This window comes from Granulosicoccus sp. 3-233, from assembly GCF_052681095.1.
In genome coordinates this window covers 183,900-210,483 of the sequence record NZ_JBQYLE010000002.1, presented here as the reverse complement: position 1 = coordinate 210,483, position 26,584 = coordinate 183,900, and the positions used below count along the sequence as shown (strand labels likewise).

Genomic DNA, 26,584 nt, shown 5'->3' with positions numbered 1-26,584 from the left:
CGGCCGCAGCGTAGGTCGGGTTGCACTGTGAAGAAAATCCGAAAGGGGAACGAGAAAAAGGTCCGCCCGAATCAGGCAGACCCTTGAACAGTTTGCATCAGAGAAAAATCCTGTCCGGAACGGCAGCTACACCGTTCCGGATTCGATATCAATGCAGACTCGGTGTCGGATCGGCCGCGTCGTCATCCGCAGACTTGTCATCTGCATCACCCGACTTTCCTTCCACCTTCTTGTCGGCCTTGTCATTGGATTCCGTTGCAGGCTTGCCGGAAACCGACTTGCCACTGGAATCGTCGCCACCCCAGTCAGCTGGTGGTCCCGGCTCGCGGCGATCCATCAGACGATCGATCTGACCCAAGTCGATGGTTTCGTACTTCAGCAAGGCCTCCGACATGGCATGCAGAATATCCATGTTGTCCTTCAGAATCTTTTCCGCAGCCTGGTAGTTATCGTCGATCAGCTTGCGAATCTCGATATCGATGCTCTGCACGGTTTCACCAGACATCGGGTTCTGCTTGGACGATGAACGACCCAGGAAGACTTCACCTTCCTCCTCACTGTAGGCCAACGGCCCCAACTTGTCCGACAGCCCCCAGCGAGTGACCATATTGCGGGCAATTTCGGTGGCTCGCTCGATATCGTTAGAAGCGCCGGTGGTGACCATGTCTTCACCGAAAATCAGCTCTTCCGCAATCCGCCCACCGTAGAGCGTGGCAATCTGGCTCTGCAACTTGCGCTTGCTGTGACTGTAGCGATCTTCCTCTGGCAGGAACATGGTGATACCCAGAGCCCGTCCTCGCGGAATGATGCTGACCTTGTACACGGGATCGTGCTCCGGTACCAATCGACCGACAATGGCGTGACCCGCCTCGTGGTAAGCCGTCAGTTTCTTTTCCTGATCGTTCATGACCATGGACTTGCGCTCGGCACCCATCATGATCTTGTCCTTGGCGCGCTCGAAATCACCCATGTCCACCTGACGCTCATCGGCACGGGCTGCAAACAGCGCGGCCTCATTGACCAGGTTGGCCAGGTCTGCACCGGAAAAACCGGGCGTGCCACGGGCAATCAGCTCAGGCCGTACGTCATCAGCCACCGGCACCTTGGCCATGTGAACTCGCAGAATCTGTTCGCGACCACGAACGTCGGGCAATGGCACCACGACCTGTCGGTCGAAACGACCCGGACGCAACAGGGCAGGATCGAGTACATCCGGTCGGTTGGTCGCAGCAATGACAATGACACCTTCATTGCCTTCGAAGCCGTCCATTTCGACCAGCAACTGGTTGAGAGTCTGTTCACGCTCGTCATGACCACCACCCAGACCCGCGCCACGATGCCGACCGACCGCATCGATCTCATCAATGAAGATGATGCACGGAGAATGCTTCTTGGCCTGCTCGAACATGTCGCGCACGCGACTGGCACCCACACCGACGAACATTTCGACAAAGTCGGAGCCCGAGATGGTGAAGAAAGGCACCTTGGCTTCGCCGGCAATGGCCTTGGCCAGCAGGGTCTTGCCCGTACCGGGAGAGCCGACCATGAGCACACCGCGCGGGATCTTGCCACCGAGTTTCTGGAACTTGCCCGGATCTCGCAGGAACTCCACCAGTTCCGACACTTCCGACTTCGCCTCCTCGACACCGGCAACATCCGCAAAGGTGACCTTGACCTGGTCTTCATTCAGCAGACGCGCCTTGCTCTTGCCGAATGACATGGCACCACGACCACCGCCGCCGCCTTGCATCTGGCGCATGAAGAAAACCCACAGACCTATGAGGAGTATGAACGGGAACCAGCTGATCAGTATGCTCAACAGCATGCTGGGGTTTTCCGGAGGCACACGCTCGAATTCGACATTGGCGCGGTTCAATTCGCCGATCAGTGAGCTGTTGTCGGTTTCCGGGCTGTATGTGGTGAACGGCTGGCCGCCACTTCGCGTGCCGGTGATTTCCACACCATCGAACTTGACCTGATCCACCTGGCCACTGTTGACGCTCTGCAGGAAGTCCGAATACGCGATGGTATCCGTCGCCTGTCGCTGCCCGCCGAGGTTCTGAAAGACAGTCATCAGGATGACCGCTATCACTACCCACAGCAGAACGTTTTTCAATAGATCGCTCAAAGACTTACCTCGCAGTTCGGCGTCAGCCGCTTGTTCCGTTGACCACTGAATGACGGTCTCGCCATCATGATATCAATTTCCTTGCTACTACATAGACTTCACGACTGCGCGCGCGCGAGGCAGCCGGCTTGCGTACTTTTACGTTACGGAAACTATTTCGTACCTCTTTCATGTACGAATCGAAACCTTCACCCTGAAAGACCTTGACAACGAAGGCCCCTTCCGGTTGCAAAAATTCTCTGGCGGATTCCAGTGCCAGCTCCACGAGCCCCATGGCACGGGCCTGGTCAGACACACCTACTCCACTCAAGTTGGGAGCCATGTCAGACAAAACAAGGTCTGCCTTGCGATTTCCCATGGCTTCACTGATGGCGTCGGCAGTTTCCTGCTCGGTGAAATCACCCAGCACGAAACTAACATCTGGTAATGAATCCATCTGTAAAATATCCGAGGCGACAATGACAGCCTGCCCACCGGCGCGCCGGGAAAGATATTGAGTCCAACCACCGGGCGCAGACCCCAGTTCCAGTATGACGGCGCCCGGTCTTATCAGTTTGTCCTTTTCATCAAGCTCGATGAGCTTGTAAACTGCACGCGACCGGAACCCGTCGATCGCTGCCTGTTTGACGTACTGATCGCTGGCATGTTCCTGCAACCAGCGATTGCTGCTCTTGCTGTTTGCTCGACCCACGACACCCCAGCCCATTAGAATGACCACCCCATGGCGGCCTGCAATCCGTGATTGTAGGGCGTTTATCGCCTTCCGCCACACAATCAGACCTTCACATGACTAAAAAACGCGAACTCGACAAGCCTACAGTGAAATATCTGCGCTCATTGGCACATGCTCTCAAGCCTGTCGTTCGTCTGGGCCAGCACGGCCTGACCGATGCAGTGACTCGCGAACTTGACGGTGCCCTGAGCCACCATGAGCTCGTCAAGGTGAAACTGAGCGAATCCGGCAAGGAGGCCCGTCAGGAGCAGCTCGACAAACTGTGTGAATCGGTAGACGCGGTCAGTGTGCAACAGATCGGGCATACCGCTACGCTGTTCCGACGCAACCACAAGAAGCCCGTCATCGAATTGTCGCTGGCGAAACGCTAGCGACTGCGTGCCGGTAGAAAGACGGTAGCGCGCAGACCGCCCAGGCGAGTCGAGGCCGCCAGTTCCAGGCGCCCCTCATACATGTCCACGATATCCTTGACTATCGACAAGCCGAGGCCGTGACCTGAAACGGACTCATCCAGGCGTACGCCCCGCTGGGTCAGCCGTCCCAGCTCTTCCGCGGAGCACCCGGGGCCGTCATCCTCGACATCGATGAGAATGCCTCTGGCGCTCCGCAGATTGACAACCACCACCGATCGGCTCCATTTCACCGCGTTGTCCAGCAGATTGCCTATCAGCTCCAGCATGTCCTGCCTATCGTGCACCAGCTCCACACCCGGTCCGATGTTGTAGCGGACATCCACCGATTTTTCGGAATAAACCTGTTCCAGCAGACCTATCAGCGCCGGCAGTTCGGTGTCCAGGTCGAAGCGCTGCCCGACGGTGCCTCGCCCAGCCAGTCGGGCACGCTTGAGCTCGCTCTCGATCAGCTGCCGTATGGCTTCCGCGTTCTGTCCGATGACGTCACGCTCGTGTTTTTCGACACGGACCGACTCGGTCTCCCGCAGCAGCAGGTTCAGAGGACCCTTGAGCGAGTGTGCCAGATTGCCCACGGCGTTGCGCGACTGGCGCAATCGCTGGTCGTACCGCCTCAGCATCCGGTTGAATTCACGTACCAGCGGCAACACCTCAGCCGGGACATCCTCTGACAAGGCCACCGCCTTGCCATGCTCCAGGCGCTTCATGTCGCGACGAATGGTGTCGAGCTTGTCCACGGAGCGCTTGACGATCAGGCGCTGAACCCCCAGCAATGCCAGCAGCAGCACCAGTGCAATCGCAGCAGAGAACCACTGGAACACCTGCAATTTGCTCTTGATGTCACTGACGTCCTCAGCAACGGCAATGGTGAATTCCAGTCCGTGACGCGAATACCCGCCGTACCAGAACAGCAACGGCTCCCCGGCAACACCCGTCCCACGCCTCAGCCGCTGCTCACCCGGGGCCAGCAGCGGCACCCGGAAGAACTGCTCCCAGGCAGACCGGGAAGACACTGTCCGATCAGCCGTCTGCACCACGAAATAGTGACCTGAGGCGGGTTTGCCGTAGGCTGGATCGAGCCGGTAATTGCCCAGCTGGATACCCGGTGTCAAAGGATCCTGAACCAGTACCGATTCGACACTGCCGGCCGAGGCTGCCAGCCGCTCGAAAACGAACCGTTCGGTCAACAACCTGCTGGCGAGCGTGGCACTCCACCAGAAAATGAACATGATGATGCACAGGCTGCTGACCAGCCCGATCTGCAGACTTCGTTCGAGAGAAGAATTCAAACGGATGGATCGTTGAAAATGTAGCCTTGGCCACGCTTTGTCAGAATCATCTGCGTACCGATCTTTTCACGAAGTCTTCGAATGTAGACCTCTATCAGATTGCTGTCCCGTTCAGAGTCCTGATCGTAGACATGCTCGGACAGATGCGTCTTGGAGAGAATGCGCCCGCTGTTGAGCATCATGTAACGCAACAGTCGGAATTCTGTCCCCGTAAGCTGATGTGTCACATCACCGACCTCGACCTGCTGCACGTCTTCGTCCAACCGCAGACAGCGCGTCTCGATCTTGTGCGAAGTACGTCCGTGTCGTCGGTAGATCAGCGCTCGAATGCGGGCAATCAGTTCCTCGATATGGAATGGCTTGCCAAGATAGTCATCGGCTCCGGCCTTGAACCCGTCAACTCGCTCGTACCAGGCATCTCGAGCAGTCAACACGATTACCGGTACGCGGTTGCCTGCGGTTCTCCAGGCCTCCAGCACCTCCATTCCGGGTTTCTGAGGCAGCCCCAGGTCGAGTACCACGGCATCATAAGGCTCCGTATTGCCCAGATGCTCGGCATCAATGCCATTGTCTGCCACATCAACGGCAAAACCGGCGCGTACGAGGTCGCTGCGTACATAGGACACCAGTTCGGGATCGTCTTCGACAACAAGAAGCCGCACGATGGGTTTACTCAGCAGAATGCAAGTGAGACAAGTATAGCGTTGATACCGGGTCAACCCTTGACGGGTAAAGTCGGCACAAAATTGGCTTTTCTTTCACAAATCGTCCTTCTTGGGTCTGATTTCAACGATGATCGATAACTGTGACCAGCGATGCAACCATAAAATTCCTCTGTTGGACCGGATGACACTGGTAATTCATCTCAGTTTCAGTAGGATATGGAAAGCGCGCGGGTAGCGTGCGCCAACACGAAAACCTTCAGGAAGATGGCCCGAAATCACAAGTTTTTCTTTGACAAAGACGGCAGCCCCAAAGCCCGAGGACCGGCAGCCGAGAAAATGCTGATGAGCTTTCTCGAGACAGATGTCCAGGGAAGTGATCACATATGCCGAGATCTCATGGATGATCTGACCGCCATAGAGGATGGATCGGATGATTCCCGCGAGTTCATCGGCAATGCGCATCAGGTGGTCATAGACACACAGGGTGTGACGCTGTCCCCCATTGACTCTGCGGACTCGGCGAGCAGCAGCCCATCCGCTGCAGACGCTGACAAGGTTCCCGCCGGTGCCTATCACGTAGCCCTGAAACATTTCAGGGAGATTCTGGAGGATTGGGAGGCGTTCATCATGGATGATCAGGTAGACGACTCCATCGTCGATGATGAGTACCTGTAGACAGTCTTGCCCGCGGCATTGACACGTACTGTTACAGCGGGAATGTTCGATAGCTGACGGCTCGGCGGTTGGTGTTACGCTTGTGTTACGCACACAGGACACGAACATGAGCAATCTTCTCGACGTACTCTTCGCCGACGAAAACAAGGCAGCCATGGATGAAGTTCAGAAGAACTTCAACCTGAGCGAACAGGAAACCCGGGCAGCCGTGGAAGAGCTGATTCCGGCGCTGTCGCGTGGTCTACAGAAGAACACTGAAGCCACACCGGGCATGGATGAACTGCTCGAAGCCTTGCGTACCGGCAAACACGAGCGCTACATGGAGAAGCCCGGTACGCTCGGAGCGCCGGAAACCATCAAGGATGGCAACGACATACTCGGGCATATCTTCGGTTCCAAGGAAGTCAGTCGTGAAGTTGCCACTCGAGCCTCGGGTAAATCCGGGCTGAGCAGCAGCCTGTTGAAGAAGATGCTGCCTGTGGTCGCTTCTCTGGCCATGGGCGCCTTGAGCAAGCAGGTGCTTGGCAGCAGCGGCCGCACGAAAACCACTCGCGCCGGCACGGGTGGCTTGCTGTCATCGTTGCTGGACAGCGACAAGGACGGCTCGATCTGGGACGATGTGCTCGGAATGGCAGCACGCACCCTGCTGCGTTGAACATTTCTGCGGCATTACCGCCGTGTAACTGCATTCGGCTCAAGGTCTTGCCGATCTGGTAATCCTGATGACACATTGTATTCACTGGAAAACGGTCTATAAATTCGCCATATTTCAGTGAAATCGCTATCTGCCACCGAGGTGACCCCTTGCTGGCAGGAGCAACCAGGAGCCAAGACTTGAAGAACAAACTGCAAAACGTAACCCGCAACCTGCACGACCTGTTGAAGACACTGCCAACGGTCAAGGCAAACTGCAGCGCCGAAGTGATCGATCGGCACCTGCAACTTATCGCCTATTTCCAGCGGCAGTATGATCAGTTGATACTGATTGAGCAGCCGTCTCCCACCGCTGGCTGAATGCTAATGATAATGGTTATCAGTTACAATAAGTAATTGATTTTTATCAGTTAATCATTGATAAAAATCACGGGCTAGCGTCCAAGTCATCAAGCTGGTCGTATAGTATGTCGCTGTAGGACAAAGCTAAGATTTCGCCCAAGGTAAATAATCTGATGACTGATATCAAACGTCGTAAATTCGTATCCATGCTGGGTGCAAGCGCTGCGGTAATCCCTGTCAGTGCTCTGGTGGCCAGCCTGCCCAGCCGCGCTGACGATGCGCCGGTTGTAGATCCTGAATCCGCACAGGCTCAAGCCCTGCAGTACGTGTCGGAAACCGAGATACCGGAGCAGATGTGCTCGAACTGCACGCTCTACACCGGTGCTGAAGGTGAAGATAAAGGTCCCTGCCCATTGTTCCCTGGCAGTTCTGTCATGGCAGCCGGCTGGTGTAGCGCTTACGTCCCCAAGGCGTAAGCTTCCGTCCGTCGAGTTTCCCGCGCCTGCCTCTCACGAGGCAGGCGTTGTCGTCTTGATTGCCGGAATATCAGTGATCGAGACCATTCGGTGGCCATGAATGTCAGGCCATGAATTCCCCTCAGGCTGAATACCATCCCATTCCGATCGCCAAAGCGTCAGAAGCGGTTCATCACCGACGCAAGAGCGATCTGATGAACGCGACCTGAACTCGCGGTGAATGGCGCAAATCGTCTCTGCCTGGCGGCACTGCCGGTCCATTTTCATGCCCGGAGTGACAACGCTGCAGATTAACGTCGGTACGCCGCTATAATCCTGTTGCAATGCAGCCAGGACAGCCGCCTGGCCCACGAATTCGGCTGTCTGCAGCCTGCCCGAACAACAGACCACTCCCGAGACCTGCCTATGGCTACCAGCTTGCTTGCCCTGTTTGATGATGTTGCATCGATTCTGGACGATGTGGCCGCCATGACCAAGATCGCGACGAGGAAGACAGCAGGCGTTCTGGGGGATGATCTGGCCCTGAATGCCCAGCAGGTTACCGGTGTCAAAGCAGACCGAGAGCTACCGGTGGTATGGGCCGTGGCCAAGGGATCGGCCTTCAACAAGGTGATTCTGGTACCGGTGGCACTGGCCATCAGCGCATTTGCCCCCTGGTTGATTACCCCGCTGTTGATGCTCGGTGGGCTCTATCTATGCTTCGAAGGCGTTGAAAAGCTGTCGCACAAATTCCTGCATCCGGCGGAAGCCGAAGCAGAGAAGAAAGAGCTGCTGGCCGCGGTGACCGACGAACAGGTCGACATGGTCGAATTCGAGAAGAACAAGATAAAGGGTGCTATCCGGACCGATTTCATCTTGTCGGCCGAAATCATCGTGATAGCTCTGGGTACTGTCGCGGCGGCGTCATTCAGTGTACGGGTTGCCACCCTCATTGCCATTTCATGCATCATGACCATTGGTGTCTATGGTCTTGTTGCCGCCATCGTCAAGCTTGATGACCTGGGGTTGCACTTGACGGCTCCGGCGGATGGCAGCAAACCAGGCGCAGTCGCTCAGTCGGTGGGCAAGGGCATTCTCTGGTTTGCACCGCTTCTGATGAAATTTCTGTCCGTTGTCGGTACGGCTGCCATGTTCCTGGTCGGCGGAGGCATTCTGACCCACGGTTTCCACTGGTTGTCGGTACAGGTCGAATCGGCAGCCAGCGGCGTGTCCGGACTGCCGGTCTTCAATGACATCAAGGGCATCGGCACGGTCGCCGAACAGTTGACCGCCAGTCTGCTCAACGGTGTCGTTGGTATCGTGGCCGGTATCATCGCACTGATGCTGTTCATGACCTTCCAGAAATTACGTGGAGCTCCGGCGGGCCACGAGTAGTCCCCGCCCCGTCTCTCTTGACCCGTCAGGTCTGACCAGGACGGTCGACCAGCGGGTCCAGCTCGCTTTCTAGATCGGTTTCGGATTCCAGTAGCCCGACATTGCGGGCTCGCTCCTCCCACTGCTTGCGGGCCATCTCCTGCATGTCCGAGGAGTTATCGGTTTCGTCGACAATTTCCAGACCGAGGAGAGTCTCGATGACGTCTTCCATGGTCACCAGACCGGCAGTACCACCGAAATCATCGACCACGATGGCAATGTGCTCGCGCTTTGCCGTGAAGTGATTGAACAGGTCCGGAATGGGGAACGACTCTTTCACGGCCAGCACATCACGACGAATGGAAGACAGCGGCTCATCACCCTGCCCGTCGATCAGCTTCTTGAGTATCTGATGCTTGAGCACATAGCCGGTTATCTTGTCCTGGCTACCTTCGTAGATGGGTATGCGCGACACACGCAGGTGCGGGTGGGTTTCGTGAAATTCGCTGATGCTGGTGTCCTGATCCGATGCCACCATGACCGTTCGTGGCGTCATCACGTTCTTGGCAAAGACTGTGTTGAAGCGCAGCAGATTACGCAGGATATTCGACTCCCCTTCATCGAAGACACCCTGCTGAGAACCGAGCTCGGCCATGGCACCAAAATCGGCACGACTGAATACCGACGCATCCTTGTCCTTCTTCAGGGCCTTGGTAATGATCTGACTGAGAAAGACCAGCGGAGCCAACACCCAAAGGACGATATTCAGACTTCGGACAGTGAATCCGGCCAGCTCTTTCCAGTAATTGGCACCAATGGTTTTCGGAATGATTTCCGACAACAGCAGAATCGCCAGCGTCATCAGCACGGGAACGATGGCCGTAGCCATGATCGACGCCCCCCAGATACTGGTGGCCTGAGCGCCGACGCCAATGGCCCCTACTGTATGAGCAATGGTATTGAGCGTGAGGATGGCCGCCAACGGGCGATCGACATTTTCCTTGAACTCCTGCAGGGACTTGCCCAGATCATTGCCTTCCTGTACCTGCATCTGAGTAAAGGAAGGGGTAATGCTGAGCAATACCGCCTCCCAGATGGAACACAGGAACGAGAACACGATCGACAGCAGTAGAAAGACTATCAACAAGGTATACATGTGGGCTTTACGAACCTATTCTTGTGCATTGGCGCATGGGCACTGATAGTACCTGAAGTCATGCGCGACTACCGCGAGCAACCGAGTAACACATGACACCTGACACCCGAGATTTCTGGTTTCTACCCCTGGGCGGCTGCGGAGAGATCGGCATGAACATGAGCCTGTACGGTCATGATGATCAATGGCTGATGGTTGATTGCGGCGTTACCTTCCGTGATGCCGACGGCGGAACCAGCAGTGGCTATCACGTGCAGATGCCCGATCCCGAGTTCATTGCCGAGCGACGAAAGAACCTGCAGGCCATCCTGCTGACACATGCCCATGAAGACCATATCGGTGCAGTGGCTCATCTCTGGCCTCGATTGCGGTGCCCCATCCATGCCACTGTCTTCACCGCCGAAATGCTGCGACGCAAACTGGCCGAACACGGTCTGCTGAACAAGGCGGAAATTACCATCGTGGAACCCGGTGATCGCCAGCAGGTAGGTGTCTTCGATGTCGAGTGGATACCCAATACGCACTCGATACCCAACCCCTGCGGTCTGGTCATCCGTACAAGCGCCGGCAGTGTCTTTCATACTGCGGACTGGAAGCTCGACCCTCAGCCGGTCGTCGGGCATCACTACAGCCCGTCTGTCTATCAACGCGTGGGAGATTCAGGCGTGCAAGCGATGGTATGCGACTCGACCTGTGCCGACCAGGCCGGCCATTCATTGTCCGAGGGTGAGCTGTACGATGGGCTGTTTCACCATGTCAGCCAGGCGCCGGGACGAGTCGTCGTCGCCTGCTTTGGCAGCAATATCGCACGTCTGCACACCTTGTCGCGCGTGGCGGAAGCGACCGGGAGACACCTTGGTCTGCTGGGCCGCTCGCTGATCAACACGGCTGCGGCTGCCAGAGCCTGCGGTTTGTGGCCGAACTCTCCTGCACTGGTGGAATCGGACCATCTGGGCTATCTGCCGCGAGAAACCGTCCTCCTGGTGGCCACAGGCAGTCAGGGTGAGCCTCGTACCGCCTTGAACAGGTTGAGCCATGACAGCTTCCGCGATATGGCGCTCGAGGCCGGCGACATGGTGATCTTCAGCGCTCGAACCATTCCCGGCAACGAGCGCGCGATCGAGAGCATGACTGAGCGCCTGCGGGCGCGCGGCATCGAGGTCATCACACCCGATCTGTCACCTCTTCCCATCCATGCATCCGGGCATCCGGGAGCGCAGGAACTGACTCAACTGTATGAATGGATTCGTCCCAAGCTGCTGATTCCGGTACACGGTGAACCGCAGCACCTGGAGGCACAGATAGAAGTTGCCCGCTCGGCAGGCATCGATTACCAGTTGAACGGTCGCAATGGAGATCTGTTCATGATCGGTCCGACCACCAGCATCCGTCGCCGCGCCGTTCCGGTAGGCCGTCTGGGTCTGGGCCAGCGATCACTGGAAAAGATAGCCAGCTGAGCAACGGACACGCCACAGCCTCGGATCGGTTCCGCATCCGGGTTTGTGTCCTCTCATTCTGCATCGGCGTTGATCAGACGGTAGCCGACACAGCGCAAGCGCCTCAATTGCCAACCATGGTCTCCGGCAAGCCGCAGCTTCTTGCGCACGCGACAGGCTGCGGTATCGATGCGGCGGGTATCCATGCCGGGAGGCAGTGACCAGATGGATGTCATGAGCTCACCGTTCTCCACCACCCGGCCGAAATTGGAGAAAAGATAATAGGCCAACTCGAATTCCTTGGGCGACAGGTCCACCTGCTTCCCTGCCCTCGTGACTCGTCGCTTCTCCAGATCGAAGCGGATATCGCCCCGCGTCAGTTGCTTCCTCATCAGTCTGCCGTGGCGACGCAAGGCCGCTTCCAGGCGAACCTGCAGAATGCGAGGTGGCTCATGCAGGTCGAAACACTGATGCGCTCCTTCCTGCAACAGAGACACCACGGTATCTTCGGCCATGCAGTCCGATACCGCGATGATTCGCTTGCCATGCAGCTGATCAGGCAGATGACCGGGACGGTTGACCCAGCTGACACCGGTCTTCTCCTGTGTCAGGCGGGTTCGATGGCATATCACCGTCGCCAGCAAGTCATCCGCAGAAACCTGCTGTTGCAGCGCCATCTCCAGAGACTCGAAATTCTGGCATCCCTGTGGACTGTAACCGGCTTCGCTCAGCAGGCGGCAGACGGTATCGGAGTCCGATTGCAAACCGGCAACAACCAGCACTCTGTCGTTGACGGCAATCGTCTGATCCTGTTTTGCAACCACCATCGTCTGACGAGCTACTGTATCTACCATGCACCAACCCCGGCAAGCCATCCATGCACGCGCCGCGCGATCGGCAAAGCTCTCGCTTGTCCAGAAACGGGCACTCGGATCATTCAGGAAAAGGCACAACACACCGGATACAGCACGGTTCCATGCTTGCAGTCTGCCATTGGTCAGCGACTGCGCATGCATGCCCTGACAGAAGTATACACCTTTGGGAGCCTTTGTAGACAAACAGGTATGTTTTCCTACCTGCCCGAATCTGACATATCAGGCGTCCTGTTTGTCATCCTTGCGGGGTGTTGCCGCCTTTCGCCGGGCTTCAACCATTTCATCGAAACGGGCCAGTTGCAGCTCCGTCAGACGCCCCGGCAGAGTCATGGACAGAATGAACGCCATGCAGGCACACGACAGATAGGCACACTCGATATATCGCAGAAACCCGACATTGCTGTACTCGCCCTTGAACAGATTGGAGACGAACACGAGGGCCAGTGTCACCAGATAGAGAATGAACAGAATCTTCTGCCGAACCAGACGACGATAGACATTGCTACGCCGGACTGCGTCCGCTCGCCAGCTTCTTCCACGGTACAGGCTGGGCTCCCCCAGCAACGTCATGATGGTGATGAGCACCCCGGCCATGATGGAGAACACATTGACGATGATGCGTGACGCCTCGGCGTTGCCGTGAACCAGCGGCTGGCCATACCAGCCGGCGATGCAGGACACCACGGCAGCCAGCACGAATCCGAGAACCCGTGGCCAGTCAATCGTGATGTCGGAAATGCTCATGTCTCTAGCAACTTGCCCTCTTGCAGTTCACCATAATAGACCGTCAGGGAGTTCCAGGCAGAACCATGCTCCATCGAATTGTTGGATGATGCCACTTTGACCCGCTTGTGCAATCGCACGGACAGGTCGGACAGGCGATTGCCATCACGAGTGATGATGGTGAAGCCCTGATTATCATGATCCTCTGCCAGCAAGGCAACGGCCATCTGGTCTATCGAGCGCTGGGCCTCGATGTCGGCAAAGGAATTACCCTGCAGCTTGAGTTCCACATTGACGATCAGGTCTTCCATCACTCGTTGTTCGAGCACGGTATCGTCCCGGGCCACCAGCGCCGATACCTGATCGGAAACCGACTTCAGCATGCGACGACTCATACTCTGGTTTTTCGGCAACAGTTTACGGCTGGCTTCATAGGCAACGCTACCCAACTGGATGGACGACACGCCCCGCTCCCGAATGATGGCCAATCGATCGAGGTCGGCTGCCGGTCGCAGATCGAACCGGCAGAGATCCGGCTCCACCCCACAATCGGCAAACAGCCTGGCGAGATAGTTTCTGGCGGCCGCCTGGGTGATTCCATTGCCGCAGAACAGCACATCGGCATCCTTGACCAGCAGAAAACATTCGCCCGCCTTGAACTCCTTGCCCTTGGGCGGACGCTCGGAGTCTCCATTATCCTCCGGTCCTTCCGGGTCCGGATCGATGGTGGCTGCCTTTTCGCCCGGCACATAACTGACCAGATGCAACAGGACCGGCTTTCTGGAGGTCGACGCCTGCCGGTGTTGAACACGCATGATCGACAAGTCGCCCGGATCCAGCTCGGTGTCCTTGCAGACTCGCCGACGTCGCAGCATCAGGCGAATGGAAGCTTCGATATTCTGCGGTTGGCCATCATGCACAGAGCGCAGATAATGCAGCGTTTTCGACTTGGTAGGGTCAGACACCTGCGTCATTTCCGGGTTGCCCAGGGAGCAGACACTATACTATAAATATATACGGCATTCTGCCTGCCAGATTGTGGAGGCGTTACCAGCCCGGCTGCCACCGCCAACTGCATCGGGCCGGGAAACGGCTGACCCGACAGTCCGCTTCACCCTGCTGCCAGGCCTCGATCAGGCTGTGAGAATCGCCTTGATACAGGTCGGCAATCTTCAGCCTTTCTTCCCAGAGTGGCATGATGCGCCGCTGCCCGCGCCGTGCACCGACAAGGCGAAAACAGAACACACACCAGAGCAACTTCCCCCAGGATTGAACATGTCAGCTTCATCGCATACCGGCCTCGAAAGCGGCCGGACAGGACCGTTCGGCTCACTCTACAGGGTCTTGCAACATCATCGATCCGGACCGTCAACCATCTGCTGACGATCCGGTATCGACGAGCTGCGAACTGGCCCTGTCAGGCCGTTTGAAGCCTACTCGTGTGACTTGGGAATTTCGATTGCCACATAGCGGGAATGCTCGCCGCGTTGAATCAACACCGCTACCCGCTTGCCTGCTTCAAACTGGTCGATCTGTTCGATGAACTGCTCAGGACTGTCGATGGACTTGCCGTTGAGAGTCAGTATCACATCGTCAGCCAGAATGGCTGCCTTGGCCGCGGGCCCAGTCGGATCCACTTCGATGACGCGAACGCCGTGAGCGATACCGCGCTCTTCGCGCATGGCGCTATCCAGTTTGCCTACCACGAGACCCAGTCGACTGGCGTTCGTATCAGCCGCGCTGTTCATGGCAACCGTCTGTGTCTCGAACTTGCCGATGGTCACATTGAGGTTGCGCTCCTTGCCATCACGCAACAGGGTCACGGCCACGACCTCTCCAGCGGGAACCACACCCACCAGACCGGGGAGCTCACCTGACTGATGAACCGTGGAACCGTTGAACTCGGTGATGATATCGCCTGGTTGCAGACCTGCGGCTGCGGCCGGACTGTCCTCGGACAGGCTGGAGACCAAGGCTCCTGTGGGAGCATCCAGACCGAAGGCGTCAGCCAGCCCCTGGTCCACATCCTGGATGGCCACACCCAACCAGCCACGGCTTGCGTGTCCCGTTGCCTTCAGCTGCTCGGCAACATGTCTGGCCACATTGATGGGTATAGCGAAAGACAACCCCTGATATCCGCCGGAGCTTGAGTAGATCTGCGAGTTGACGCCAATGACGACACCGTCGGTATTGAACAGCGGCCCACCGGAGTTACCCGGGTTGACGGCAACATCCGTCTGAATGAACGGCGCGTATCCACCTGAAGGCAGGTTGCGCGACACGGCCGATACGATACCCTGGGTTGCAGTATGATCAAGTCCGAAAGGCGAACCGATGGCCAGCACCCACTCACCCACCACGACTTCATCCGAATCGCCCAGCTCGGCCGATGGCAAGTCGGAGGCATCGACTTTCAACAAGGCAATGTCTGTCGATTCATCGATGCCGACAACCGTTGCTGGCAACTGGCGCCGATCATCAAGAGTCACCATGACCTCGGAGGCACCATTGACCACATGTGCATTGGTCATGACATAGCCATCTTCCGAAATGATGAACCCCGAACCGATGCCTCGTCCGGATCCGCCTGGAGGCTGCTGGCGAGGATCCTGTTGGAAGAAGCGCCGCAGTTCTTCGGGCATCTGCTGGAGCGACGGCGATTCTGCAGCGGTCGGCTGCAGGGATTCTCGCATCACCGCGATACTCACGACTGTATCAGCCTGTTCTTCCACCAGGGTTTCGAAATCGGGCAAACCGTCGGCATTGGCAACTGATGTACCTGCAACCGCACCAGCCAGAGCGACAGTGGCCAGCGCTTGCCTGAACACATGTCGAGGTTGTCTGAACATTCTTACTGTATTGACCATGGTTTTTCCTGTATTGGAGAGATTCCACACAGAAGACGAGACCATCAGGCATTCATGCCAGTTTCATTGCAAATCCGAAAGGTATCAAGCCATTGTTGATCTGACGAGCAGTCGCAAAGCCAGCAGCGTCAGTATCACCTTGAATATCTTCTTGAAAGAGTCTTCGGAAAAGCGCCGCAACAACGTTCCACCGAAATGTGTTCCCAGCAAGCCGCTGATGATCATCGCGACAACCAGAGGCAGCCACTCGGCAAGAACAAACCCCAGGAATCCGAATGCAAGGAGTTTGAGCAGGTGTTGCAGCGTCATGCAAGCGGCATGAGTGGCTACTGTCCTATCCCGTCCATACAGTGATGGCGACAGGAACGCGGCCAGCAATGGGCCGGTAGCGCCGAGAAACATGGTGGCAAAACTGGTCACAGCGCCAACGGCAATGAAAGCAGGATCACTCAGCTCCCGTTTTCCCATGCCCGGTGCCCAGACACTCCAGAGGATGAATATCGCCAGTGCCACTTGCAGGACGGTCGTGGGCAAACTCACGATCAACTGACTGGCGATCAGAATACCGAGAATGCTTCCGGGCAGGAACCACAGAAAAACCGTGCGCATGATGTGAGGACGCAACATCCAGGCGCGGCCGGCGTTCGAACCGACCTGCACCAGCGCGTGCACCGGCAAGGCCACGATAGGTGGCACCAACGACAACAGGGCAATCAGCATGGCGACACCGCCTCCCAGGCCGAATGTCGCACTGATGGCCGAGGTCACGAAACTGATGACGACAAGCACCAGCGCAGTGCCTGCCTCAAGCTCAGGGGGAAGCCACTGCAGGTTGATCATGTGGGTACACTACATGAAATATATCTTGATAGGCAGGGCTTCCTGATGCCCTCCCCCATGCAACCATTGAACCCACTGCCTACCAATCCATTTCATGGTGTGTCGGAACCAGTCAGGCCTGCCGAGGTGTCGAGAATCAGGCGTGGATCACCTGTTCCAGAAAACCGCGGGTCCTCTCGTGCTGCGGATTGGAGAAGAAGGCTTCCGGTGCGTTCTCTTCCACGATCTCTCCAGCGTCCATGAAGATCACCCGATCGGAGACTTTTCTGGCAAATCCCATTTCATGAGTCACGCAGATCATCGTCATGCCCTCCTGTGCCAGGGTGATCATGACCTCCAGAACCTCACCGATCATTTCCGGATCGAGTGCTGATGTGGGTTCATCGAACAACATGATTTCCGGTCGCATGCACAAGGCACGGGCGATAGCCACACGCTGTTGCTGACCTCCCGATAATTGCCCGGGATACTTGTTGGCCTGATTACCGATATGCACCTTGTCCAGATAGTGCATGGCCTGGGCTTCCGCATCAGCCTGGGACATCTTGCGTGCCTTGATTGGCGCCAGCGTGCAATTTTCCAGAATGCTCATGTGCGGAAACAGATTGAAGTGCTGGAACACCATGCCGACATCACGTCGCATCACCTCGATATTCGGCAGATCGGCACTCATGGGTTTGCCATTGATCCTGATCTCCCCTGACTGGTGCTCCTCCAGCTGGTTCATGGTACGAATCATCGTCGACTTGCCGGATCCCGAAGGTCCACAGACGACGATCTTCTCACCTCGAGCAACGTCGAGATTGATGTGCTTCAGTGCATGGAAATCACCATAGTACTTGTTGACGTCACGCAGCTGTACGGCAGGTCTGTCACTCATTTCCTACTCCCGAATCAGAATACCTTCTCTTACCAGAGCCTCTGTGATTTCAGTCAGACTCTCCGGATCATCGATTGCCGCAGGCAGCTTCCAGTCGGCACCATCACCGATCTTCTGCATCGTGCCCCGCAGCACCTTTCCCGAGCGCGTCTTTGGCAGACGGGCAACCTCGATAACTGTCTTGAAGGCTGCGACAGGTCCGATCGCCTCGCGCACGCCTAGTATCAGTTCAGCCTGCAGTTCACAGGGATCTCTGTTGACACCATCGTTGGTGACGTAGAATCCGATGGGTATCTGCCCTTTCAAGGCGTCAGCCAGTCCGACAACAGCGGACTCGGCAATATCCGGGTGTTTGCCCATGACCTCTTCCATGGCGCCGGTCGAGAGTCGATGGCCCGCCACGTTGATGATGTCATCGGTTCTGGCCATGATGAACACATAGCCGTCTTCGTCGATGATTCCAGCGTCGGCCGTCGCGTAGTAACCCGGAAACTCTCTCAGATAGGCACTGTGAAACCGTTCTTCGGCGTTCCACAGTGTCGGAAACCCCGACGGTGGCAGTGGCAGCTTGCAGACGATATTGCCCAACTCGCCACGCGCTACCGGATGTCCGTCATCATCGAGCACCTGAACGTCGTAACCGGGCATGGGCACACCGGGCGAACCAGGCTTGACCGGTAACAATCCCAGCCCGACAGGGTTACCTGACATAGGCCACCCCGTTTCGGTTTGCCACCAGTGATCAACCACCGGACGCTGCAACTTCTCCTGTGCCCATTCGATGGTGGCAGGGTCGGAACGCTCACCGGCAAGGAACAGGGTCCGAAACGCATCGAGGTTGTATTCGGAGATCAATCTGCCCTGCGGATCGACCTTCTTGATGGCACGAAACGCGGTGGGAGCTGCAAACAGGGCAGCAACCTTGTGGTCCTGGATGACTCGCCAGTAGGCACCCGCATCGGGTGTGCCAACGGGCTTTCCCTCGTAGAGAACGGTGGTACTGCCATTCAACAGTGGGCCATAGCAGATGAACGAGTGGCCAACGACCCAGCCAACATCGGACGCCGCCCAGAATACCTCTCCCGGTTGCACACCGTAGTGGTTCTCCATCGCCCAGCGAAGCGCGACCATATGCCCTCCATTGTCACGAACGACGCCCTTCGGCTGACCCGTGGTGCCGGAGGTGTACAGAATATAGAGTGGATCGGTTGCCGCTACCGGTACGCACTCACTGATGCGCCCTGCCGCTTTGGCAGCCCCTATCAGTTCAGCATAATCACCGTCGCGTCCCGGGATCAGCTCGCAGCGCAACTGCTCACGTTGCAGTATCAGGCAACCATCGGGTTGATGCGCCGAGAGTTCGATCGCTTCGTCCAGCAATGGCTTGTACTCGACAATTCGACCCGGTTCGATTCCGCACGAGGCAGAAATGATGTATTTCGCCTTTGCATCCTCGGTGCGTGTGGCCAGTTCCGGCGCTGCAAAGCCACCAAAGACAACGGAATGTATTGCACCGATTCGCGCACAAGCCAGCATCGCAATGACGGCCTCTGCCACCATGGGCATGTATATGACAACTCTGTCTCCCTTGGCAACACCGTAGTCCTGCATGACAGAGGCCAGGGCGCCGACCTCGATCAGCAGTTCATCATAGGTGTAACGTCGGACCTGACCGGTCACCGGACTATCATGAATCAATGCCAGACGTTCACCATTACCGGCCTCGACATGACGGTCGACACAGTTTTCACAGGTATTGCACAAGGCCCCGTCGAACCATCGCCCATAGGCACCTGCTTCGGCATTGAAGACATGAGTGGCCGGGCGTATCCAGTCGATTTTTTCGCCTGCCGCTTGCCAGAAGGCAACAGGGTCCTGCCGCCATTGCGCATAGACTTCCGGGTAGTGACTTTTCATGTGTTTGCTCAACAGGTGTAGTTCATGCCCAGACGGCCACCATCGACATAGATGGTCTCGCCCGTCACATAGCTGGCCTTGCTGCTCGCCAGGAAAGCCACGACATCACCGATTTCCCGGGCGCGCCCGACCCGCTTCAGTGGCGTACGCGACATCACCATGTTCATTGCTTCCGGGTTGGCGTTGACGCCTGCCATCATGGCGGTATCGATCGACCCCGGTCCGACAGCGTTGACACGAATATTGTGCGGTGCCAGCGCCAGCGCCGAGGCCTTGGTCAGCTGCATGACTCCCCCCTTGGATGAACAATAGGCGGCGATCGACGGAATGGCGACAACGGCATTGATGGACGACATGTTCACTATCGAACCCTCGACCTTGTTGGCAACCATGCTGCGTGCTGCACGTTGAAGTGCTGCAAAGGTACCGATGAGATTGACATCGATCACCTTGCGAAACTGTTCCAGCGAGGTGTCCAGAAAATCACCCGGCAAGGCGATACCGGCGTTGTTGACCAGAATCTCCACCACACCGTGCTCAGCTTCGATGGAATCGAACATGGCTTCTATCTGATCGGTATCACCCATGTCGCAGGTGAAGGCTACAGCCCCTCCTCCCAGTTGATCTGCCGCTGTCTGCACACCGTGCTCGTCAATGTCACACAGGATAAGCCGAGCACCCTGCTCGGCCAGCGCCTCAGCGCAGGCATAACCGATGCCCTGAGCAGCCCCCGTTACCAATGCCAATGGTTTGTCTGTCATGTCCTTGTTCCGAAAGTGTTGAGTGCAATAGTGAGGTTCACGTGATGCGACAACCGGTGTCAGCCTTCAAAGCCATAATCGGCTCTGGCCTTGTTCACCGAGATCAGTCCGGCATCCATGTCTGCCTTGAGAAGGTCAGGATCTCGCGCCTTCGGATCACCGTAACCGCCGCCCCCCGGCAAGCTCAGCTTGAGTCGTTGACCATTGCCGATCTGTTGCTTGCCCTTGCTTTTCAGCGGCGTTCCATCTGCCAGTTCAACCATGCCTGCGGCACCGTCGTGCCCACCATCACGACCGCGCGCCGGGTTGGACACACGATCAAACATGGCATTGAAGGAAAAGTCGAAGCCTTCACGCGCTTCTATCTCGATGGTTTGACCAAAGCCGCCTCGAAAGCACCCCGAGCCCGCTGAATCCGCCCGCAGATCCTTGCGCCAGACAGTAATGGGCCCGACGTGTTCAGTGGCCTCGACGCTCATGGTGGAAACACCCGAAGGGAAGGCTGTTGCCGACAGACCATCCAGTTGTGGTCGCGCACCCGTCCCACCCGAATTGAACATCAGCACTTCCGAGTTCGCGATGGAGGAATCCCCACTACTGGCCCGCACGGAGATCTGGATATTCCACAATGCACTGGCACCCTCGGCCGGTACTGTATCGGGCATGGCCTGGTGAAGTGCGCCGAGTACCACATCGGGCACCAGGTGACCCAGAACATGCCTGACGGACACCGGAGCGGGTCGACGCGCCGCCAGAATACAACCCTCGGGAGCCGTGATTCGAAACGGCTCGAGGGAGCCGGTATTGTTGGGAACCTGAGGCGCAATCGCGCACTTCAGGCCATAACAGGCATAGGCACGCGTATAGACTTCAGGCACATTGACCCCATGGGGGCTCATCCCCGAGGTGCCGTCAAAATCAGCAAGCAGCGACTCACCATCAACCGTCAGGCTGACTGCCATCATTACCGGCTCGTCGTAACCATCCACCTGCATGGTGTTGTGAAACACGCCATCAGGAACAGCAGCAATTGCCTTCAGAGTCGCATTGCGGCTGTTGTCGATGATGAAATCGGCAAGACCTTGCAACTCATCGAGTGAGAATTCATCCAGCATGGCCTGCAGGCGACGATCCCCTGCCTCGTTGCAGGCCGCCAGAGAATACAAGTCCCCCACCACCTGGTCTGGCACCCGCACATTGGCTCGCACCAGTCGCACAAGGTCATCGGAAACGACGCCCTGGTTGGCGAACTTCATGATCGGAATCTGCAGGCCTTCCTCGAAGACCTCGTTGGCATCAGGCCCGAATCCGCGCCCGCCGATGTCCACCACATGCGCCGTACAGGCGAAGAATCCGATATGTTCCGACGCCCGGAATACCGGCGATACCATGGTGATGTCATGCAGATGTCCGGTACCGAACCACGGGTCGTTGGTGACGAAGACATCGCGTTCACGAATGTTGTCGGCACCAATCTCACGCACGAAGTGAGTGACGCTTTCGGCCATCGCATTGACGTGTCCCGGGGTTCCGGTAACGGCCTGAGCCATCATTCGGCCCCGCTTGTCGAACAGCCCTGCCGAGAGATCACCTGCCTCCCGCACCGAGGTGGAAAAGGCGGTTCGGATCAACGTCGTTGCCTGCTCTTCGACCACCGCGATCAAGCGGTTCCACATGATCTGAAAATCGATATTCTGCCGGTTCATGCGCTGGCTCCCTTTCGCAGTATCAGCAGGCTCCCGTCAGCCTGACCGATGGCGTTGTAAGCTGAAGTGACAATGGTGCTCGTTTCACGCTCGACGATGACGGCCGGCCCCTCGACCATGACTCCGCCACGCATCTGCTCGCGCGTCACTTCTCGCGCGGACACTCGGGCACGCTGGGCGGCATCGAAGAATTCACGCGTGGCGAATGAATTCACGGCCGAACCTTGCGTTACTTGCGCAACCGGTTCAGCGGCTGCCAATTCGGTACTGATCGTCAAGGACCAATTGGTGATCTCGATACCCAGGCCATCAATGGTGCGACCGAACAAGGTACGATAAGCCCGTTCGAATGCCTGTCGTATCGTCTGCTCGTTCAACGAAGCCTCTGCACCGTCTTGCAGCGGCACCGGAATTTCCCAGCCCTGTCCGGAGTAGCGCATGAAAGCCGTCAGGCTGCGCGTTGTCTTCTCCCCCGCGGCGCCCTGGTTCACGAACGACAGAGCCTCTTCTTCAAGGTTTCCGATCGTGTCACGTACTGCCGACACATCGAAATCGACCAGCCGTTGAAACAGTCCTCGCGTGGCTTCATAGCTGAAGGGCGCCTTGAGGAAGCCGATGGCCGAGCCAACGCCAGCACCCGGAGGAATGATCAGACTGCCGATATTGAGCTTTTCGCACAAGCGGCAGGCATGCAAGGGCGCACCGCCGCCAAAGGCGATCATGGTGAAATGCTCGATATCTCGGCCATTTTCGACGGTATGAACACGTGCCGCATTTGCCATGTTCTCATCAACCATCTCGGTAACACCGAACGCTGCATCTTCCACGGAGAAACCGGTAGCTTCGCAAAGTCTTTGCTGCACAACGCCATCGGATGCCGCTGCGGACAGCAGCAGAGCGCCACCTGCAAAGTTATCGGGGTCAAGGCGACCGAGCAACAGATTGGCATCGGTGACAGTAGGTTCCTGCCCTCCCCGCTGGTAGCAGGCAGGTCCCGGTTCGGAGGCTGCCGAGCGTGGTCCGACCTGTATGCGGCCCATGGCATCGATGGAGGCGATGGATCCCCCGCCAGCACCGATCTCGACCATCTCCACCACTGGCGTGCTCAGGGTCATGCCAGAGCCCTTCTTGAACCGATAGGTACGTGCCACTTCAAAGGAATTGGCAGTTTTTGGATAACCGTCTTCGATCAGACAGATCTTGGCAGTGGTCCCGCCCATGTCGAATGACAGGACGCTATCCAGCGAATAGGCGCGAGCGAAATCAGCCGCATAGATGGCGCCACCGGCTGGCCCTGATTCCAGCAGACGTACCGGTTGCTCACTGGCTGTCTGCACGGTGATCAGGCCGCCGCCAGAATGCAGCATGAATACCGGTGCCGCCACACCGCGTGACTTCAGGCATTTCACCAGGCGACCCAGATAGTCGGCCACCTGTGGCTGAACATAGGCATTGGCAATCACGGTATTGAAACGCGGCAACTCACGCATCTGCGGCGAGACCACGGAGGAGAGTGACACGGGTAGTTCAGGCTTCAGCGCCTTGATGGCATCGGCCATCTGTCGCTCATGGGTGTCATTGGCATAGGAATGCATGAAGCCAATGGCAACCGCCTCATAGCCGGCATCGACGATGCGTCTGGCCAGCTCGTCCATCTCTGATCGAGCGGGTGCCAGCAGGACACTGCCATCGGCTGCCAACCGTTCAGAGACGGTAAATCGATGCTGCCGTGCAACCAGAGGGCTTGGCAACTGCAGGTTCAGATCATATTGCTCGAAGCGATTTTCCGCACGCATTTCAATCACATCGCGGAAACCTTCTGTGGTGATGAAGGCCAGATCGGCTCCGCGCCGTTCGATCAATGAATTGGTGACCAGCGTCGTACCGTGAATGACCTGGCCGATATCCTTCAAGGCCACTCCAGCCTGGCTTGCCGCCTGCTCGATACCGATGACAATGGCCAGCTCGGGGTTGCTGTAATCGGTCAGCACCTTGGCGGTGGACAGCTCGATCCGTCCCTCGTCATTGATGACTTGCAGTGCAACGTCGGTGAACGTTCCCCCGACATCGGCGCCAACACGAATCGACTTGTTCATGAGTGTTCTCCCTTGCTCACTAGACGATGCTCCTGATGACTTGGTTGGCCGTGAATGCCGACTGGTAAAGACGAGAATGAATGGGCGCGCTGGGTACTGTGGTCAGAGTGCTTATCGGTAACGGCAGATCAACAGCGGGCATGCCTGTCAACAGGTCGGCCATTGACTTGCCGAACAATGTTCCGGTGGTGATACCCCGACCGTTGTAGCCGATGGACGTAAACAGGTTTGTGTCCAGCTCGTGTATACGCGGCAGATGATCGGGGGTCATGGCAATCTGTCCGTGCCAGGCTGCCTCGAACTCGACCGGTCCGAGCTGCGGAAAGATCTTGCGAATCTGATGACTGGCCCAACGTTGTGACAGTCCACTTTCCAGGGTTCCCATGAACTTGCCCATGCTGCCAACCAGCAACCGGTCGAAGGCATCGCGGCGAATATTGAACATGATGGGAGCGGTATCCCACAAGCCTTGCTTGCCCGGCAATATCGAAGACGCCCTGCCATCCAGTGGGCGTGTAGCCAGCTGAAAGTAATGGATCATGGTAAAGACACGCTTCAATCCCGGCCACAGCTCATCGGTATAGGCGTTGGTACCCAGTATCACGTTCCTTGCGTGAATCTCGCCCTGATCGGTCTCCACCATCCAGGCCCTACCTTCCTTTCGCAAGCCTGTCACTCGAATGCCTGTCGAGATCACGGCACCGGCACCATCCGCAGCACGTGCCAGTCCGCGGCAGTAGCCCATAGGGTTGATCGTGCCGGCTCGGTGATCGAGTAGCCCACCATGGAATCGGGTGGTACCGATCATGTCGGATACTTCTGCACGGTCAAGCAATTCGACAGGTTCACCCAGGCGCTTCCATTCTGCCATGCGCCCCTGCAGATCCTTCATGCCTCCGGGAGAATGCGCAGCGTGAATGGTTCCGGTGCGAGTCGTCTCACAACGCATCTGATGCTTCTCTATCAGGGAGAAGACATATTCCGGCCCCTTTCCGAATTCCCTGATGAACCTTGGCCCATAGGTATTGCCAAGTTGCTCGCGAACCTTGGCGGGGGGCAACCACAATGCTGCATTCACCAGACCACAATTGCGACCTGAACCTCCGTAGCCAATCTGTTCCGCTTCCAGCAACTGCACCGACAAGCCTTTTTCAGCGCAATGCAAGGCGGTGGACAGACCGGTGAAACCGCCGCCGACGATAGCGACATCCACTGTCGATGCCGCCTGAAACGGCCGTGATATTTCCTCTTCCTCAGCTGAAGCGTCCCACAGGGAAACGGGATTTGATTTCATGTTCGACAACCGTTGGCAGTCCTGTTGAAAGGATGCATCCATGTTGCACATAAAATCCTATCGTGTCAATATATAGAATCCTTGTTTCATATATCAGCACAGGAAAACAGTAATGAAATCCCTGACTACAACATCCGCGCAGCTGGTTGCCGCAGCAAGAAGCCGTATAGAGGAGATCGAGACCGTGGATCTGATTGCCATGGTGGGCAATCCAGACGTCGTTATCGTCGATATTCGCGATGTACGAGAGCGCCAGCGCAGTGGCTACATCCCGGGCAGTTTTCATGCACCACGCGGCATGATCGAATTCTGGGTTGATCCGGACAGTCCCTATTTCAAGGACATCTTTGCGGCCGACAAGAAATTCGTCTTTCACTGCGCATCCGGCTGGCGTTCGGCACTGACGGTGGCAACGCTACAGGATATGGGCTTCGAGGCGGCTCACCTGAAGGAAGGTTTCTCTACCTGGGCGAGCCAGAACGGACCGGTGGAACGATCAACGGAAAGCTGAACGATTCAGAAGCGCTGCAGCCTGGCTGAGACTCTGGCTGCAGCTTCCACCACCAATGCTCCCAACTTGTCCTGACCGACATCCTTCAGGTTCACTTCCGGCAACGAGATACCTACCGCTGCTATCGTTTCCCTGTCAGGCAGACTGATGGCAGCACCCACACTGACGATCCCTTCCCGGAATTCACCGGCATCGTAGGAATAGCCTCGCTTCAGGGACTGTTCGACATCCGCATCCAGATCGGTGATACGGGTCAGCGTCTTGTCGGTATAACGCGTCAGGCTACCTTTGACCGCGTCTCGCAATGTCGAGTAGTTGGCAGCCAGTATGGCCTTGCCCGTACCCACACAATGCAGTGGCGCACTGCCGCCTATCGGATTCCAGGAACGAATGGGCTTGAGACTATCGATCTTGCTGACATAGACCACGGACAGGTTCTCCTGTACCGCCAGATACACGGTCTCCCCGGTCTCCCTGGACAAGTGCTGCATCTCGTCATTGGCGAGATCTCGCAGATTGAGATTTTCAATGGTATGGCGACCAATCTGCCATGTTTTCAAGGTCGCTGTGTAGCTCTTGTCCTCGCGATGCCGAACATAGCCGAGGTGCTTGAGTGTCTGCAACAGACGAAACACATTGGACTTGGTATAGCCCAACTCACGCGATATGTCAGTAACCCCCTTGCTTTCATCAGCGGTGGCCAGCAACTCGAGTATTGCCAGACCCTTCGACAAGGTCGAGTCGACCTTTGTCTCATTCTTCTCGTCAGCCATGCCACATCAAATGCTATTGCAAAG

The 26,584-nt window shown here is 57.0% G+C and carries 25 protein-coding genes; 8 read left to right on the top strand and 17 right to left on the bottom strand.

What is annotated here, in order from left to right:
- Positions 1 to 148: 148 nt before the first annotated feature.
- Together ftsH and rlmE are read right to left on the bottom strand one after the other, a co-directional pair.
- On the bottom strand, positions 149 to 2,128 hold the full coding sequence (gene ftsH / locus ACUNV4_RS05925; RefSeq protein ID WP_430877584.1) for an ATP-dependent zinc metalloprotease FtsH: 1,980 nt from the start codon (positions 2,126 to 2,128) through the stop codon (positions 149 to 151).
- A 64-nt stretch (positions 2,129 to 2,192) separates the two neighbouring features.
- A complete protein-coding gene (gene rlmE, locus ACUNV4_RS05920) occupies positions 2,193 to 2,834 on the bottom strand; it encodes a 23S rRNA (uridine(2552)-2'-O)-methyltransferase RlmE (RefSeq protein ID WP_430877583.1) in 642 nt (213 codons plus the stop codon).
- Between the two features lie 80 nt (positions 2,835 to 2,914).
- Here rlmE and yhbY point away from each other — a divergent pair, with 80 nt between their 5' ends.
- A complete protein-coding gene (gene yhbY / locus ACUNV4_RS05915; protein ID WP_430877582.1) occupies positions 2,915 to 3,232 on the top strand; it encodes a ribosome assembly RNA-binding protein YhbY in 318 nt (105 codons plus the stop codon).
- Here yhbY and ACUNV4_RS05910 read toward each other — a convergent pair.
- Both ACUNV4_RS05910 and ACUNV4_RS05905 read right to left on the bottom strand, forming a co-directional pair.
- On the bottom strand, positions 3,229 to 4,560 hold the full coding sequence (locus tag ACUNV4_RS05910; protein WP_430877581.1) for an ATP-binding protein: 1,332 nt from the start codon (positions 4,558 to 4,560) through the stop codon (positions 3,229 to 3,231). The genes yhbY and ACUNV4_RS05910 overlap by 4 nt on opposite strands.
- Entirely contained in the window at positions 4,557 to 5,222 is a 666-nt protein-coding gene (locus ACUNV4_RS05905) for a response regulator transcription factor (RefSeq protein WP_430877580.1), read from the bottom strand. Before ACUNV4_RS05905 ends, ACUNV4_RS05910 begins: the two co-directional genes overlap by 4 nt.
- A 399-nt stretch (positions 5,223 to 5,621) precedes the next feature.
- On the opposite strand from ACUNV4_RS05905, the gene ACUNV4_RS05900 reads away from it, so the two are divergent.
- The 5 genes from ACUNV4_RS05900 to ACUNV4_RS05880 all read left to right on the top strand — a co-directional run bounded on the left by ACUNV4_RS05900 (position 5,622) and on the right by ACUNV4_RS05880 (position 8,746).
- Positions 5,622 to 5,900, top strand: a complete 279-nt coding sequence (locus ACUNV4_RS05900; RefSeq protein ID WP_430877579.1) for a hypothetical protein — start codon at positions 5,622 to 5,624, stop codon at positions 5,898 to 5,900.
- Between the two features lie 106 nt (positions 5,901 to 6,006).
- Positions 6,007 to 6,555 carry a DUF937 domain-containing protein gene (locus ACUNV4_RS05895; protein WP_430877578.1) on the top strand — a complete coding sequence of 183 codons (549 nt, stop codon included), beginning with the start codon at positions 6,007 to 6,009 and terminating at the stop codon, positions 6,553 to 6,555.
- A gap of 179 nt (positions 6,556 to 6,734) precedes the next feature.
- Positions 6,735 to 6,914 (top strand): hypothetical protein, encoded by a 180-nt coding sequence (locus tag ACUNV4_RS05890; RefSeq protein ID WP_430877577.1) that lies wholly within the window; start codon positions 6,735 to 6,737, stop codon positions 6,912 to 6,914.
- Between the two features lie 155 nt (positions 6,915 to 7,069).
- The gene (locus ACUNV4_RS05885) at positions 7,070 to 7,372 is read left to right on the top strand and encodes a high-potential iron-sulfur protein (protein WP_430877576.1); all 303 of its coding nucleotides are present in this window, start codon (positions 7,070 to 7,072) and stop codon (positions 7,370 to 7,372) included.
- A gap of 405 nt (positions 7,373 to 7,777) precedes the next feature.
- Positions 7,778 to 8,746, top strand: coding sequence for a DUF808 domain-containing protein (locus ACUNV4_RS05880; protein ID WP_430877575.1), 969 nt, complete (start codon positions 7,778 to 7,780; stop codon positions 8,744 to 8,746).
- Between the two features lie 25 nt (positions 8,747 to 8,771).
- On the opposite strand, the gene ACUNV4_RS05875 is transcribed toward ACUNV4_RS05880, so the two are convergent.
- Positions 8,772 to 9,881, bottom strand: a complete 1,110-nt coding sequence (locus ACUNV4_RS05875; protein ID WP_430877574.1) for a hemolysin family protein — start codon at positions 9,879 to 9,881, stop codon at positions 8,772 to 8,774.
- Between the two features lie 92 nt (positions 9,882 to 9,973).
- On the opposite strand from ACUNV4_RS05875, the gene ACUNV4_RS05870 reads away from it, so the two are divergent.
- Positions 9,974 to 11,338 carry a ribonuclease J gene (locus ACUNV4_RS05870; RefSeq protein WP_430877573.1) on the top strand — a complete coding sequence of 455 codons (1,365 nt, stop codon included), beginning with the start codon at positions 9,974 to 9,976 and terminating at the stop codon, positions 11,336 to 11,338.
- A 53-nt stretch (positions 11,339 to 11,391) separates the two neighbouring features.
- Here ACUNV4_RS05870 and ACUNV4_RS05865 read toward each other — a convergent pair whose 3' ends face one another.
- The 11 genes from ACUNV4_RS05865 to ACUNV4_RS05815 all read right to left on the bottom strand — a co-directional run bounded on the left by ACUNV4_RS05865 (position 11,392) and on the right by ACUNV4_RS05815 (position 25,276).
- The gene (locus ACUNV4_RS05865; RefSeq protein ID WP_430877572.1) at positions 11,392 to 12,171 is read right to left on the bottom strand and encodes a response regulator transcription factor; all 780 of its coding nucleotides are present in this window, start codon (positions 12,169 to 12,171) and stop codon (positions 11,392 to 11,394) included.
- Between the two features lie 240 nt (positions 12,172 to 12,411).
- Complete coding sequence (locus ACUNV4_RS05860) at positions 12,412 to 12,936, bottom strand: hypothetical protein (protein ID WP_430877571.1); 525 nt, start codon at positions 12,934 to 12,936, stop codon at positions 12,412 to 12,414.
- Complete coding sequence (locus ACUNV4_RS05855) at positions 12,933 to 13,880, bottom strand: hypothetical protein (RefSeq protein WP_430877570.1); 948 nt, start codon at positions 13,878 to 13,880, stop codon at positions 12,933 to 12,935. Before ACUNV4_RS05855 ends, ACUNV4_RS05860 begins: the two co-directional genes overlap by 4 nt.
- A gap of 468 nt (positions 13,881 to 14,348) precedes the next feature.
- Positions 14,349 to 15,782 carry a Do family serine endopeptidase gene (locus tag ACUNV4_RS05850; protein WP_430877569.1) on the bottom strand — a complete coding sequence of 478 codons (1,434 nt, stop codon included), beginning with the start codon at positions 15,780 to 15,782 and terminating at the stop codon, positions 14,349 to 14,351.
- Positions 15,783 to 15,866: 84 nt separating this feature from the next.
- The gene (locus tag ACUNV4_RS05845; protein ID WP_430877568.1) at positions 15,867 to 16,622 is read right to left on the bottom strand and encodes a sulfite exporter TauE/SafE family protein; all 756 of its coding nucleotides are present in this window, start codon (positions 16,620 to 16,622) and stop codon (positions 15,867 to 15,869) included.
- Positions 16,623 to 16,758: 136 nt separating this feature from the next.
- Positions 16,759 to 17,502: an amino acid ABC transporter ATP-binding protein gene (locus ACUNV4_RS05840; protein WP_430877567.1), complete on the bottom strand. Its 744-nt coding sequence runs from the start codon at positions 17,500 to 17,502 to the stop codon at positions 16,759 to 16,761.
- Between the two features lie 3 nt (positions 17,503 to 17,505).
- A complete protein-coding gene (locus tag ACUNV4_RS05835; protein WP_430877566.1) occupies positions 17,506 to 19,419 on the bottom strand; it encodes a propionyl-CoA synthetase in 1,914 nt (637 codons plus the stop codon).
- A gap of 8 nt (positions 19,420 to 19,427) precedes the next feature.
- On the bottom strand, positions 19,428 to 20,180 hold the full coding sequence (locus tag ACUNV4_RS05830) for an SDR family NAD(P)-dependent oxidoreductase (protein ID WP_430877565.1): 753 nt from the start codon (positions 20,178 to 20,180) through the stop codon (positions 19,428 to 19,430).
- A gap of 59 nt (positions 20,181 to 20,239) precedes the next feature.
- Positions 20,240 to 21,886 (bottom strand): hydantoinase B/oxoprolinase family protein, encoded by a 1,647-nt coding sequence (locus ACUNV4_RS05825; RefSeq protein ID WP_430877564.1) that lies wholly within the window; start codon positions 21,884 to 21,886, stop codon positions 20,240 to 20,242.
- Positions 21,883 to 23,982 (bottom strand): hydantoinase/oxoprolinase family protein, encoded by a 2,100-nt coding sequence (locus ACUNV4_RS05820; protein ID WP_430877563.1) that lies wholly within the window; start codon positions 23,980 to 23,982, stop codon positions 21,883 to 21,885. The genes ACUNV4_RS05825 and ACUNV4_RS05820 overlap by 4 nt, the downstream gene beginning before the upstream one ends.
- 19 nt (positions 23,983 to 24,001) lie before the next feature.
- A complete protein-coding gene (locus tag ACUNV4_RS05815) occupies positions 24,002 to 25,276 on the bottom strand; it encodes an NAD(P)/FAD-dependent oxidoreductase (RefSeq protein WP_430877562.1) in 1,275 nt (424 codons plus the stop codon).
- 112 nt (positions 25,277 to 25,388) lie between these two features.
- On the opposite strand from ACUNV4_RS05815, the gene ACUNV4_RS05810 reads away from it, so the two are divergent.
- Positions 25,389 to 25,787 carry a rhodanese-like domain-containing protein gene (locus ACUNV4_RS05810; protein ID WP_430877561.1) on the top strand — a complete coding sequence of 133 codons (399 nt, stop codon included), beginning with the start codon at positions 25,389 to 25,391 and terminating at the stop codon, positions 25,785 to 25,787.
- A gap of 5 nt (positions 25,788 to 25,792) precedes the next feature.
- Here ACUNV4_RS05810 and ACUNV4_RS05805 read toward each other — a convergent pair whose 3' ends face one another.
- Positions 25,793 to 26,560, bottom strand: coding sequence for an IclR family transcriptional regulator (locus tag ACUNV4_RS05805; protein ID WP_430877560.1), 768 nt, complete (start codon positions 26,558 to 26,560; stop codon positions 25,793 to 25,795).
- Between the last annotated feature and the right edge of the window lie 24 nt (positions 26,561 to 26,584).